The organism is Streptomyces sp. A0592, from assembly GCF_004795115.1.
In the GTDB taxonomy this organism is placed as follows: domain Bacteria; phylum Actinomycetota; class Actinomycetes; order Streptomycetales; family Streptomycetaceae; genus Streptomyces; species Streptomyces erythrochromogenes.
This window is the reverse complement of sequence record NZ_SSBM01000002.1, coordinates 280,211-292,507: the sequence shown is the minus strand read 5'-3', so window position 1 is coordinate 292,507 and position 12,297 is coordinate 280,211. Positions and strand designations below refer to the sequence as shown.

The window sequence follows — 12,297 nt, the reverse complement described above, 5'->3', positions numbered from 1 at the left end:
GAGCTACTTCCCCTGGAAGGCGCGGCAGTGGACCGGCACGGCCGACTCGGGGCGTCCCTCCCCGTCGGGGCTCCGCACCGGCCCACCCGCCGCACCGTCGGTCAGGGGGCGTCGACGAGTACCCGGCCATCGGTCGGCACGGTTGCCACGAGCCCGCTCGCGTACGCGTTCTGCACGCGGGACCGCTCCGTCGCGTTCGGCACGGCGTTGGTGCAGGCCGTACCCGCGCTGGACCCGGACATCAGCTGGGAGCACGGCCCCGGCTTGGTGTCCGGGAGGCCCAGGCTGTGGCCCAGCTCGTGCGCAGCGATGCGCGTCTTGTCGTACCCCTGGCTCACGGCCTGCGCGCCGAGTTCGACTCGGACCTGTCGCCCCGGACGGACCGGACCGAGGGTGGCTTGCGGCCAGCCGGTGGTGGCCACGATGACGATCTCGGCCCGGGCCCCGGGCGCGGCTTCCACCAGCCGTACGTTACTGACGTTCGCGTTCCAGGAAGCGACCCCGGCCGCGATGGCCGCTTCCCAGCCACCGGCCCGGCTGTCGTCGTATCGGAGTGTCACTACGGCTGCGGTGGCGTCCGGTGCGGGTGCGGGTGCCGCGGTCGCGGCGGTTGCCGCGGCGAGGACCAGCGCGGCGGCGGAGGTGCCGACTTTCAACCAGGTGCCCAGAGACATGGTCGTCTTCTTTCATGCGTGGGGGGACCGGCCCCTCGGCGGAGCCGGGGCACTGGAGACGCCGCCACCGCCCGCCTGTGGCCCGCGGGTTCGGACAGCCGCCTCTCCGGAGCCCTAAGAAGGTAGCCCCGGACCCCATCAACTCGTCATGCACCTGCCAGCCAATTCCCGCAGACACTCCAGCCGGTGCCCGGTCAGCGGGCGGCGCCGTTCAGGCACGCACGGTGGGCGTGCCCGTCTGCGGTGGGCCAGGTCCGGGCGCCGCTCGACAGCGCGAGCACCCGCATCGTGCACGTACTCGGCGCAAGCATGCCGCCGACAGGCGGCCCGGCTTCGAGAAGGAAGTCGCGGGGGACCCTCTCCGGGCGCGCCGGATCGGTGCTCTCCCCGACCAGTGCCCCGCCCGGCCGGGTCTGCGCGGCAAACGTGGCGAACGCGGCATCCAGGTCAACAGCCGCGTGGAGCTTGGTGATCGCGAAGCCCGGCGTAGCAGAGGCCCAACCGCAAGAAGCGACCATCCGCCTTCGAACGGAGGACGCCCCTTGGGCCAGAAGGACGCCGAGACCCTGTCCTCTCTGCGGTCGTGCCGGGGCGGCGCCGACGCCCTGCCCGGCCCAGTACGGGCTCCGCCCTCGCTCCTTGTACTCCTGGTGGAGTGGGGCCGACCGGAGCAGCGCAGTCGGCGCGGGCGTGGGGCGCGTGTTCACTCCTGCGCCGGGACTTCTCCATGGCCGGCATGGACAACTCGCCCCGCCACATGACCACCCCGGGCGGCCAGGTGATCGCCGGGGAGTCGGACCTCCTCCCCCGCCTGTACGCCGACGAGGAACTCGTCGCTCTGTTGGGCCGTCTCACCGGGCAGGCAGTGGCTCCCGTGCCGGACCCGGTGGAGCGCCGCGTCCTCAGCATCCTCCACCAGGAGGGCGACACCCACGGCGGCCGCACCGACGACCACCCCTACGCCCTCGCCCTCTTCCTGGAAGCACCCAGCAGCCCGGAAGACGGCGGGCTGCTGGAATACGCCCCGGGGCCCCCGGGCCTGGACACGCTGGGAACATCGGCGGCCGCTACCAGGCCCGAAGCCGCTCTCCCGCATCGCTCGCCCGCCGGCGCTTGACCTGAACTTTGGTTGATGTATGAGAGTCGTGTCATCGAACAGCGAGACGAGGAGGTTCCGATGACACAGCCCAGGATCCTGGTGACCGGCGCAACCGGAAGGGTCGGCGGCGCGGTGGTGAGCCAACTGCACGCGGCGGGTGTGCCCGTGCGGGCGCTGGTGAGGGGGGAGGCGGACTTCCCCGAGGGGGTGCACGCGGTACGCGGTGATCTCGGTGATCCCGCGTCGCTGGACGCGGCTCTGGAAGGCATCGATTCGGTCTTCCTGGTGTGGCCGTTCCTGAGCGCCGAGGGCGCGTCGGACGTGATCGAGGCGATCAGGAAGCAGGCCCGGCGGGTGGTGTACCTGTCATCCGCCGGGGTCGGGAGTGAGGAGAAGCCCGGGGAGGTGATCACCATGTTCCACACAGAGCTGGAGCGGCAGATCGAGGCGTCGGGCCTGGAGTGGACGGGGCTGCGGCCCACCGGGTTCGCGAGCAACACGCTGGGCTGGGCGCGGCAGATCCGCACTACCGGTGCGGTACGGGCGCCGCTGGCAAGGCTTGCCCGTCCGCTGATCCACGAGGCGGACATGGCTGCGGTCGCCGTCAAGGCGCTGACGACCGACGCCCTGCTCGGCGCCAGGCCCCTGATCACCGGCCTCGAATTGATCACCCAGGAACGGCAGGTGGCACTGATCGGTGAGGCCATCGGGCGGCCGGTTCGGTTCGAGGAGATCGCGCTGGACGAGGCGGTCGAGCAGATGAAGGCCGAAGGCTACCCGCCGGAGCTGGTGGAGACCGTCCTGCCGGCCCAGGCTGCGATGCTCGACAATCCGGAGCCGGTCAACGATGAGGTGGAGCGCATCACGGGTACCCCGGCCCGGTCCTTCCGGGAGTGGGCGGTGGACCACGCAGCGGACTTCCGCTGAGAGGACTGTCAATACCCGTCGAAGCGGACGACCGGAGCAGCAGATCTCGGCTCCGACGCCCTCACGCTCGACTACGAAACAGAGTCACAGCACCTGTGGCGACAGGCGATAGCCGGCCGTTTCGATCCATGGTCGACCAGGGGGGCGGCCACCCCGATCGGGCTGTCGGTGCCCTGACCCGCGGTCATCGGTCGAACGGTTCCTCGGCCCCGGCGGCGAGGTGATCGAAGTACTCGTCGCGCAAGTCGATCAGGCCCTCCGCTGCTTGAAGTTGGCCCAGAGGTCCTGGTGCGACCCCGTCGGCGTGCCCCGGCCGCGCTCCCAGGCGGCGGGCACGTGCGAGAGGTAGGTGACGACCCCCAAGGGCCTCTTACGGATCCCTGAACAGGGCCCACGGTCAACGAGCCCCGCAAGAATGCTCCTGCACGCTCCTTTCGGTCAGGGTGGGTGCCGCTACTCGGCGGCTCTGGCACAGGTCACCTTCGCGAACTTCGAGGTGACGGTGTACGTGCCGTTAGGGACACCGGTGAATTCGAAGAAGCCGTCCTGGATGGTTTGGGTGGTGTTCACGGCGACGCCGGAGGAGTTCTTCAACGTGACCGTCTCCGCCACCGGGAATCCTCTGCCGGACACACCGTAGGTCTTTCCCGGGCCCTTGGTCACGGTGCACTTGATCGCGGCCTCTTCGTCCGACACCCACTTCGGGCAGATGGCCCTGGCCCGACGTCCCGCGGCGCTGTATGTGTCGTTCGGCAGGCCGGTGACCTCGAAAAAGCCTCCTGTGATCGCTGCGGTCGTGCGCACGGTAGTGCCTCGTGAGTCCTTCACGGTGACACGTTCGCCCGGCCTGAACCCTTCGCCCGACACACCGAACGTGTTGTTGGGGCCTTCCGAAAGGAAACAGGTGGCAGCAGGGACGGCCCGTTGCGCTGCGTGGGCAGTGCTTGAAGTAACGGCGGTCCACCCGCTGAACGCCACAGCAGCCACGACCGCGGTGGACAGGGTCCTTCTTCGCATGAGATGTCCCTTCCCTCGGCTGAAAGCAGTCACTTCGCTCGACGAGGGCCCCGCGCGCGCACCTCTCCTCCCCTGCCTCGGGGACGGGTGTCGGCGGCGAACGTATCTGGTCAGCGGCAGGTCTCAGAGCCGACGGGTAGTGCTCGGGGCAGGTTCCTGCCGGTTGCGGCTGAGAGATCGGGGCGGACGTCTTCGGCCTCGCCCCAAAGAAGCGGGGATTCGCTCACGACACGTGGGGGTGGCTCATCCACACCCCCAATGGGCCCATCCGCTCCCCACTATTCCACTGAGCGGGGCGGGCCGCATGTGGGCGTGGACAGCGGCGCCGGGCAAGCCACCGGAGCCCTCCGCCGACTCCTCGATCGTCCGCCCACCGCGCGCAACGAGCCGGCGTTGAGGCGGGACGCGCCGTGGCTACGGCTGGTCGCCCCTGGCCGCACGCGCCGGCCCAGCGTCACGCGCCGGGCCGGGCCGGGCCGGGCCGGGAACCAGCTTGCACCCCGGGCGTCGTGGGCTTCCCCTGAGGAGTTGCTTTCCACGGCCGCGGAGCACGACGCTGTCGTAGGTGCGTGGCAGGGTGGGTCGTATGGAGTCGTCGAGAGTGGTACAGGCGTTGTGGGACCGGATCCAGACGCGGGACTGGGTCGGTGTTGCCGGGCTGGTCGCGGAGGATGCCGTGGTCGAGTGGCCGGTCAGCGGTGAACGCATCGTCGGCAGGGAGAACTACGTCGCGGTGAACCGTGAGTATCCGGAGGGCTGGGCGATCCGGGTGCTGCGGATCGTCGGCGCCGGTGACGAGGTCGTCTCCGAGGTCGAGGTTCCGCATGAAGGCGTCGGGGTGTTCCGTGCGGCGTCGTTCTGGACCGTCCGTGACGGACGGATCGTCCGTGGGCGGGAGTACTGGACGGCCTCTGGCGCCGACCCGCGCCCGGAGTGGCGGGTTCCTTTCGTCGAACCCATGTAGAGCGGCACAGCGGGCGGCAGGCCGGCGCGGGTCCGTGGTCAGTCGGCCACGGCCTCGATCAGGCAGTACGGGGCGGCGTCGGCGGCGAGCTGGGTGAGCGAGGTGACGCGCAGGGCCGCCCGGCGGCATATCTCCTCGAAGTCCGCGCGGGTGCGCTCCCTGCCGCCGACGTTCACCATCATGTTGAGGTCGCTCAGGTAGGTGCCCGCGTCCTCCGTGCCGACGACCTCGGGAAGCACGGGCTCCACGATCAGGACGACGCCGCCAGGTGGCAGCGCCTGGCGGCAGTGGCGCAGGATCGTGACCGCCCGGGCGTCCGTCCAGTCGTGCAGGATGCTCTTCAGCAGGTACACGTCCGAGCCCTGCGGGACCGACCGGAAGAAGTCCCCGGCCATGAGGGAGCAGCGGTCCTCCAGCCCGTGCCGTGCCACTGTCTTCGCGGCTTCCGCGAGGCCGTCGGCGGTATCGAAGACCGTGCCGGCCAGACCTGGGTGTGCTTCGAGGACGGCGGCCAGGAGGGTGCCGTTGCCTCCTCCGATGTCCGTGACGGAGGCGAACCGGCTGAAGTCGAAGGCTCGCGGCAGGACGGCGGCGGTCGCGGAGGTGACCTCGCTCATTGCCGTGTTGAAGTCCGTGGAGAGCTCGGGGTGTCGGGCGAGATGGCTGAAGAAGTCGGTGCCGAAAACGGCATCGAACGCGGTCTCTCCCGTTCGGACGCTGGTCTCCAGGTGCTCCCAGGCGCGCACGATCGCCGGATCGGTGAACATGCGGACGAACGACGCGAGGGAGTCGGGGTGTCCGGGGGCCAGGAGCGCGCCCGCCGGTGTCAGCGAGAACGTATCGGGGGCGCCTTCCGTGAGGAGGCCGAGGGCCGTCAGGGTGCGCAGCAGGCGCGTTGTGGGCTGGTGCGCGGTTCCGGTTCCGGCGGCCACCTCGGCTGCTGTGCGCGGTTCGTCGCCGATCACTTCCACGACCTTGAGGCGGACCGCCGCGCGCAGGGTGTGCGCGGCCATGCTGCCGAATGCGAGCCGGACGACGAGTTCCCGGCCTGCCGCTGTCCGTGCGGCTCGAACCTCGGTGTCTGTCACAGGACTTGGTTCCTTCCTTCGGGTCGACCGATCACCGATCGGTCGGGGTACGGGCAGTCAGGGCCCGGTGGAGGCGTTCATGCCGGCCAGTGCGGCGGGTGTGCAACCGGCGAGGGCCTGGATGTCGCGGTGGAGGTGGGGCTGGTCGGCGTATCCACACGCTGCGGCGACGTCGCCGGGGCGCTCGCCGGCGAGGAGTGCCCGAGCGGCGTGGTCGAAGCGGACCAGCATGGCGGCTCGTTTGGGGGTCACGCCGACCTGGGCGCTGAACCTGGCCCAGAGCCGCTTGCGGCTCCATCCACAGGGGGCGGCGAGGTCGCCGACCCGCACTCGGCCGCGGCCTGCCACGATGGTGTCCCAGGCGGCGCAGACCTCGGCCGCCATGGGCGGGGCACCGGCGGCCCTCCGTCGGAGGAATCCGTCGGTGAGGTCGAGGCGTTCCCGCCAGGACGCGGTGTCGGCCAGCTGCTCGCGCAGCAGCCGGGCGTGCCTCCCCCAGAGGTCGTCGAGTCCGGTGATGGAGCCGTCGAGTTCGAGTGGGGACACGCCCAGCAGGGCGTAGGCGGCGCGGGGTGACAACGCCACCTCGACGCATTCGACGCCCTCGCCGCGGACGCGGGCCGGACGTGGTGACAGGGAGGCGACGAGACCCCTCAGTGGCCGGTGCCCGGAAGCGCACTCCACCGTGAGCGGTCCGGCTCCGAGCCCGATGACGACGATCACGGCGGGCTGTGGCAGCACCTGCATGTCCAGCCTGCTGCCCGTACGGTCCCGGTACCCGGCCATCCGTACGCCGTCGAGAGAGGTTCCGCGCAGGGGGCGGGCGACCTCCCAGCCGTTGTGAACAGTGCGCTCCGGGGGCGCGTCCCCCGCGTTGTCTCTGGGCATGCCTCCAGCTTCGCCGGAGTCGCGGGCCCTTGTCTTGGACGAAAATTCCGGGGTGGTTCGGGGGGCCGAGAACCTGCCGTATACGGGGCGGGGGCTCGGGGCGTGCTGCGGGCGGGGAGTGGCGTGATCACCGGCAAGCGGCCGACGCCATCGCGTTCAAGTACCGCACCGGCACATCGGGGACGGACCTGCCCGAGCACTTCGGGCACGGAAGGGCGCCCACAACCGGCTGCGGAAGTGGGCCGACGACGTTCCCGCAGGTCATGGCACGGTTACGAGTGTCCCGCCGAATCGGCCGCCCAAGCCCCCGGTGGAGTCGATGGCGACGGCCCAGTCGAGGTCGCCTTCGGCGTCGGCCTGCGCGGGCAGGGGTACTTGAAGGCGATCGCGTCGATCACCTGACGGTGAGGCCCCGTCCAGCAGCAACGGCCCGGTACGCGGCCACTGGGCGTGAGTCCACGGCACACATCATCCGTCGATCACCTCGTCAGGTCCGCTGGTGCCACGGCTCCAGGCCTCGGCGGTCTCCGGGCTTCGGGCCGGCGCGGCAGGGGGCGGGGGCTACTTGGATTCTGCTCGACCTGCCGGGGCGGGTCCGGTGGCCAGTGCCTCGTAGGCGGTCTGCCAGGCGTTGTGGCCGGGGTGGAGCCGGGTGCGGAGGTAGGCCGCGGTGAGCCGGGCGAGGGCGGCGACTCGCTCGGGGTCTTCGTCGGTGGTCTCGGCTGCGTCGTATCCGGCGATCCCGCCGAGTCCGTGCTCCGCGTCGAACAGGGTGAGCAGGGTCTTGGGGCCGGGGGCGAGGGTGTAGGGGTCGGCATGCCAGTCCGGGCCCATGTCCGTGAAGTGCCGGGGGTCGTCCTTTTCGCCCGTGACAACAAGCGTGGGCGCGGTCATGGTGGAGAAGTCGACGGCCCCGATGACCGGCCAGTGAGCGGCCATGGGTCCGTTGAAGACATCGCCGCCCCTGCCGGGCGGGGCGAGCAGTACGCCTGCCTTGATCCGCGGCTCGCGGAGGTGGACCAGGCTCCCGGTGTCGGGGTCGGTGAGGCCGGCGCCCAGCAGGAGGGCGGCGGTGAAGCCGCCGAGCGAGTGTCCGGCGAGGGCGACCTTGGTGGGGTCGATCCGCCCGGCGAGCTGCGGCACGGCGTTCTCGATCACCTCGAGCCGATCGAGGACGTGGGTCATGTCCTCGGCTCGGGAGCGCCAGAAGTCGGGTGCTCCGGGGGCGTCCGCAACCAGGGCGGTCAGCGTCCGGGAGGTGAGGTGGGTGGGCTGGACGACGACGAAGCCGCGTGCCGCCCAGAGGTTGGCGAGCGGCGCGTAGCCGTTGAGCGAGGAGAGGTTGTTCGAGGGGCCGTGACCGTGGGAGAGGAGGATGACGGGGAGGCCGGTACCGGTCAGGGGTGCGGAGACGCGCACCTGGAGATCCACGGGGCGTCCGGGCACGGACAGGACCACGGGGCTGACGGACAGGACCGGGACGGGCGCGCCCGAGGGTTCGGTGGCGGTGGATGTGGATGTGGATGTGGATGTGCTCATGGTGCGGGTTCCCTTTCGGCGGCGCCTGCCGCCCGCCGGACTCTTGCAGCCGGCGGGCGGACAAGGCGGTCAGGGGTGCCCCGCTTCGGCTAAGCTGAAACGGAACACTGCTCCATTTAGTATCCGGAGCATCGCTCCGCTTTGTCAATCGGTGTCGAGGGAGAACGTGATGACCGCCGAGGGTCCTGCAGTGGATTCGCCGTCCCGAAGCAAGCGGGCCGACGCTCAGCGCAACCGGGAGACGGTGCTCACTGCCGCGGCCGAGGTGTTCGTCACCTCCGGCGTCGACGCGCCGATCCGCCGGATCGCGGCCCGGGCGGGCGTAGGGATGGCCACGATCTACCGCCACTTCCCGACCCGGGCGGACCTCGTCACCGCCGTCTACCAGCACCAGATCGAGGCATGCGCCGAAGCCGGCCCGGACCTCCTGGCCGACGCCGATACCCCGCTCGACGCCCTGCGCCAATGGATCGACCTCTTCGTCGACTTCCTGGTCACCAAGCACGGCCTCGCCGACGCCCTTCAGTCCGACAGCGAACGCTTCGCCGCACTGCACGCCTACTTCCTCGACCGCCTGCTGCCCGTCTGCGCGCAGCTGCTCGACGCCGCGGTCGAGGCAGGCGACATCAGGCCCGGCACGCAGCCCTACGAGCTGATGCGCGGCATCGGCAACCTCTGCGTCGGTCGTGACAACGACCCCCGCTACGACCCCCGACGCCTGATCGCCCTCCTCCTCCAGGGACTCCAGCACCCCCGGGCGACCTGACGCACTGCTCCTCGGCCTGTGTGTGGGGGGGCGGGACGGGGCGGAGGTCGGAGCGGAGGCGGGCGGTTCTTACACTCGTCCGGTGGATTCGATGAAATGTACGTACTGCGGTGGCGTCGGCCTGGAGCCGGGTTTCGTCGAGGATGCGGGCGAGGGGGCCCGGGGGTATGCCCGTTGGATCGCCGGGCCGTTGGAACGCGGCCTGTTCGGGGGTGCCAAGCGGATGGGCCGGCCGCGGCGCCGAATCGAGGCGTACCGCTGCCCGCGCTGCTCTCACTTGGAGCTCTTCGCGACCGAAGCCGTCTGAGGCCCTGGGCGCGGGTGGCCGCGGCGCGGGCGGGCGGCGCGCGGCTGCGCCCGTACGTGCGCCCGCGCGCCTCCACACGCCCCTACGGGAGGGATGACCGCAGGGGGCGCGCGCCAGGACCATGACCGTCACCACCACAGTCCGACACGGACTCGACGGTCACGGGGGAACGAATGGGACGACGCTGGCTGGTCACAGGATGCTCCTCGGGCCTCGGGCAGGCGCTGGCCACAGCCGCGGCGCGGGCCGGGGACGAACTGGCGGTCACCGCACGCAAGACCGCCGACCTGGAGGACCTCGCCGCCGCCTGGCCGGGCCGCATCACGCCGATCCCGCTCGAACTGCGGGACGCCGCCTCCTGCGAGGAGGCCGTGCGCCGCGCCGTCGACCGGCTGGGCGGCATCGACGTCCTCGTCAACAATGCGGGCATCGGGCTGTTCGGCGCGGTCGAGGAGGTCTCGGACACCGAGCTGCGCGACCAGTTGGAAACCCTGGTGGTGGGCCCGTGGCGGCTCGCCCGGCTCGTCCTGCCGCTGATGCGGGCCCAGGGCCACGGTCACATCGTCAACGTCTCCTCCGTGGTCGGCCGTATGGCGTTCCCGGGTCTGGCCGCCTACGTCGCCGGCAAGCACGCCCTGGAGGGCATGAGCCAGGCCCTGGCCGTCGAGGGCTCCCCGCACGGCATCCGCGTCACGGTGATCGAGCCGGGCATGTTCGCGACGCGCTACGGGACGTCCATGATGCAGACGCACCGGCGGATCCCGGACTACGACGTGACCAACCGCGAGATGCTGGAGGGCGCGCGGGGCCTCGCGGAGAACCCGGAGACCGGGCACCCCGAGGACTTCGCCGCACGGGTTCTGGACATCGTCGCGGCCGAGGGCCCCACTCCGCTGCGGATCCCGGTCGGCGAGGACGCGTACGGCTATCTGGAGCTGGCCGACGAGGCCTGGCGCGAGGAGTTCGCCGCGGCCCGGATCCTCACGCAGAGCCCTCCCCCGCCGTCGGCCTGACCGAGGGGACGGGCCCCGAAGGACGGGGCCCGCCGCTCGGCCCGGGCGCCGCACCACACCCCCGGACCGGGTCGGGTCCGCAGGCGTGGTGTCAGCCCTTCGGTCGCAGCCCTTCGCGGGCAGCCCTTCGGTGTCAGCCCCTGCGGCGGCGGTTCCGGGCGACGATCGCGCGGGTCACCACGGGCGGGAGCAGGTCCTTGGCCAGCTTGCGCCAGCGGGCACCGGGCCTGCGCGCGGGGGCGGGAGCGGCAGCGGGAACCACCGCCGGTTCCGCCGGCGGTGCGGGGTGGAGCGGCTGCGGGGGCTCCGGCGCGACCACGCCGTGGTCCCCGATGCGTACCAGGGGCCGGCCGTCGATCACGTCCACGCCGTGCCAGAGGTCGGTGCGCTCCTCCAGCCACGCGAGCAGTGCCGCCTGGTGGGGCGCCGGGTCGCCCCAGGTGGCGTAGAGCTTCGAGGCGGAGACACAGACGGGGTGCAGGTCGCCCGTGACCACGGCGGTCCAGACGGCGGCCGCGACGCCGGGACAGTGCTCGGAGCGGTAGTCGTCGAAGACCACCACGGCGTCCGGGGTCGCGACGAGGCGCGAGGACGCGATGTCCGTGACGACGTGCTCGTAGAGGTGCGAGGCATCGACGTGCACGAATCGGCAGCTTCCCGGCTTGACCCGGTCGGCGACCACCGAGGTGGGGGCCTGGATCAGCGTCGGCAGCGCCTCGTGGAAGGCCAGGTAGTTCGTCTCGAAGCCGCGCCGCGTGAGCGTGGGGTAGGAGCTGCGGTTCTCCGCAACGTTGAAGTCGTCCGTCGCGGGCGAGTCGAAGAGGTCGCAGACGGTGAACTCCTCACCGGGACGGAGGTACCGTCCGAGGAAGATCGCGCTCTTCCCCATGAAGGCGCCGAGCTCCAGCAGGTCGCCGAGCTCCCCCTCACCGCTGTTCTGGCGTGTCAGGAACCAGTCGAAGAGCACCTGGTCGTACGCCGAGAACCACCCTTTGACCTCGCCGTACGTGGTGGGGACGAGCGGGGCCGGCTCACCGTCGGGGGTGGGGACGGGAGCTTGTGAAACGTGCGACACGGAGAGTCATCCTCCAGCGGAGTGGCATCTGTTTTCGCGCTGATACCCGGCCGGGTAACGGCACCCTAAGCCCTGGCCGGACGCGTGACGAGATGTGAGCGAAATCAACCTGTGATTCACAAGAGGACTGTGCGGCTCCGCTGCACGAGCAGACTTCCTCAAGGCGGTGCGCGGCCGAGTCCGCACGGCCGTGACGGCCGCGGGGCCCCGCCCCGGACGGCACAAGGACGCAGAACGAACAACGGCTGAGGGATACTTGCCCCTGACCCCGCACCGGTAGGGGACGCGGGTGCGGCCGACGACGAGGGAGCCGTCCATGACCACGGCAAAAGACCTGTTCACCGTTGCCCTGGAGCCCCGGCCGGAGCGCGCCGTGGGGCAGGGTGACCTGTCCCTGTCCCTCGCAGGCGCCGAACTGGTCGATCTCCTCGAAACCGAGGCCATCGCGTTGGACGGCGATCGCATCGTGCCGGGCCCTCAGCCGGACCTGGACGACCGGCTGCTCGGCGCAGCGGCGTCGGCGCTCGTTCGGCAGGTGCCGTACGAGAACGTCGAGGACTGGCTGTGGCGCAGGGGCCGTGACCTCGCAGCGGCCTACCAGGCCGCGTTCGAGGAGGACGGCCTGCTGACGCGTGCGCGACGAGGCGTCCTGAACCTCGGGGCCGAGCGCATGGAGCTCGTCGACACACCCGCCCGGCGTCTTGCGCAGAGCCGCTGGCAGGCGGACGAGCCCGTCCTCGGGGGTCTCGCCGCGGCCATCGGCATCCGCCGGGGTGAAGGCCCCCACGACGATGCGGGCCCGGACGACGAAGCGGTGGCGACGGTGGTGGCGGCTGTCAACGACGCGGTGATGGAACTGGAGGCCGTGCGCCAGCGGCGTTCCATCGAGAACGCGGCCTTCGCCAACGTGTGGCGGGTCCCTTAGCCCCCCGCGGTGGCC

13 protein-coding genes are annotated in these 12,297 nt (G+C 71.2%); 7 read left to right on the top strand and 6 right to left on the bottom strand.

Annotated features, from left to right (window positions below; translation table 11 throughout):
* Positions 1-101: 101 nt before the first annotated feature.
* The gene (locus E6U81_RS04510; protein WP_136228750.1) at positions 102-674 is read right to left on the bottom strand and encodes a snapalysin family zinc-dependent metalloprotease; all 573 of its coding nucleotides are present in this window, start codon (positions 672-674) and stop codon (positions 102-104) included.
* Positions 675-1,410: 736 nt separating this feature from the next.
* Here E6U81_RS04510 and E6U81_RS04505 point away from each other — a divergent pair.
* Together E6U81_RS04505 and E6U81_RS04500 are read left to right on the top strand one after the other, a co-directional pair.
* Complete coding sequence (locus E6U81_RS04505; protein WP_136228749.1) at positions 1,411-1,791, top strand: hypothetical protein; 381 nt, start codon at positions 1,411-1,413, stop codon at positions 1,789-1,791.
* Between the two features lie 60 nt (positions 1,792-1,851).
* Positions 1,852-2,700 (top strand): NAD(P)H-binding protein, encoded by an 849-nt coding sequence (locus E6U81_RS04500; RefSeq protein WP_136228748.1) that lies wholly within the window; start codon positions 1,852-1,854, stop codon positions 2,698-2,700.
* 453 nt (positions 2,701-3,153) lie between these two features.
* Here the strand turns inward: E6U81_RS04500 and E6U81_RS04495 are convergent, their stop codons facing one another.
* Complete coding sequence (locus E6U81_RS04495; protein ID WP_136228747.1) at positions 3,154-3,717, bottom strand: hypothetical protein; 564 nt, start codon at positions 3,715-3,717, stop codon at positions 3,154-3,156.
* 586 nt (positions 3,718-4,303) lie between these two features.
* Here E6U81_RS04495 and E6U81_RS04490 point away from each other — a divergent pair.
* Positions 4,304-4,681 carry a nuclear transport factor 2 family protein gene (locus E6U81_RS04490; protein ID WP_136228746.1) on the top strand — a complete coding sequence of 126 codons (378 nt, stop codon included), beginning with the start codon at positions 4,304-4,306 and terminating at the stop codon, positions 4,679-4,681.
* Positions 4,682-4,719: 38 nt separating this feature from the next.
* Here E6U81_RS04490 and E6U81_RS04485 read toward each other — a convergent pair whose 3' ends face one another.
* The 3 genes from E6U81_RS04485 to E6U81_RS04475 form a co-directional block, all read right to left on the bottom strand.
* Positions 4,720-5,769, bottom strand: coding sequence for a methyltransferase (locus E6U81_RS04485; RefSeq protein WP_136228745.1), 1,050 nt, complete (start codon positions 5,767-5,769; stop codon positions 4,720-4,722).
* A gap of 57 nt (positions 5,770-5,826) precedes the next feature.
* Positions 5,827-6,657, bottom strand: a complete 831-nt coding sequence (locus E6U81_RS04480) for a helix-turn-helix transcriptional regulator (protein ID WP_136228744.1) — start codon at positions 6,655-6,657, stop codon at positions 5,827-5,829.
* 561 nt (positions 6,658-7,218) lie between these two features.
* Positions 7,219-8,196: an alpha/beta fold hydrolase gene (locus tag E6U81_RS04475; protein ID WP_136228743.1), complete on the bottom strand. Its 978-nt coding sequence runs from the start codon at positions 8,194-8,196 to the stop codon at positions 7,219-7,221.
* 169 nt (positions 8,197-8,365) lie between these two features.
* On the opposite strand from E6U81_RS04475, the gene E6U81_RS04470 reads away from it, so the two are divergent.
* From E6U81_RS04470 to E6U81_RS04460, 3 genes are all read left to right on the top strand, one after another.
* On the top strand, positions 8,366-8,962 hold the full coding sequence (locus tag E6U81_RS04470) for a TetR/AcrR family transcriptional regulator (protein WP_136228742.1): 597 nt from the start codon (positions 8,366-8,368) through the stop codon (positions 8,960-8,962).
* A gap of 82 nt (positions 8,963-9,044) precedes the next feature.
* The gene (locus tag E6U81_RS40850; RefSeq protein WP_240803625.1) at positions 9,045-9,269 is read left to right on the top strand and encodes a hypothetical protein; all 225 of its coding nucleotides are present in this window, start codon (positions 9,045-9,047) and stop codon (positions 9,267-9,269) included.
* Between the two features lie 173 nt (positions 9,270-9,442).
* Positions 9,443-10,282 (top strand): SDR family oxidoreductase, encoded by an 840-nt coding sequence (locus tag E6U81_RS04460; protein ID WP_136228741.1) that lies wholly within the window; start codon positions 9,443-9,445, stop codon positions 10,280-10,282.
* 133 nt (positions 10,283-10,415) lie between these two features.
* On the opposite strand, the gene E6U81_RS04455 is transcribed toward E6U81_RS04460, so the two are convergent.
* Entirely contained in the window at positions 10,416-11,357 is a 942-nt protein-coding gene (locus E6U81_RS04455) for a class I SAM-dependent methyltransferase (RefSeq protein ID WP_136228740.1), read from the bottom strand.
* Positions 11,358-11,673: 316 nt separating this feature from the next.
* Here E6U81_RS04455 and E6U81_RS04450 point away from each other — a divergent pair, with 316 nt between their 5' ends.
* Entirely contained in the window at positions 11,674-12,282 is a 609-nt protein-coding gene (locus E6U81_RS04450; protein ID WP_136228739.1) for a GPP34 family phosphoprotein, read from the top strand.
* Positions 12,283-12,297: the final 15 nt, after the last annotated feature.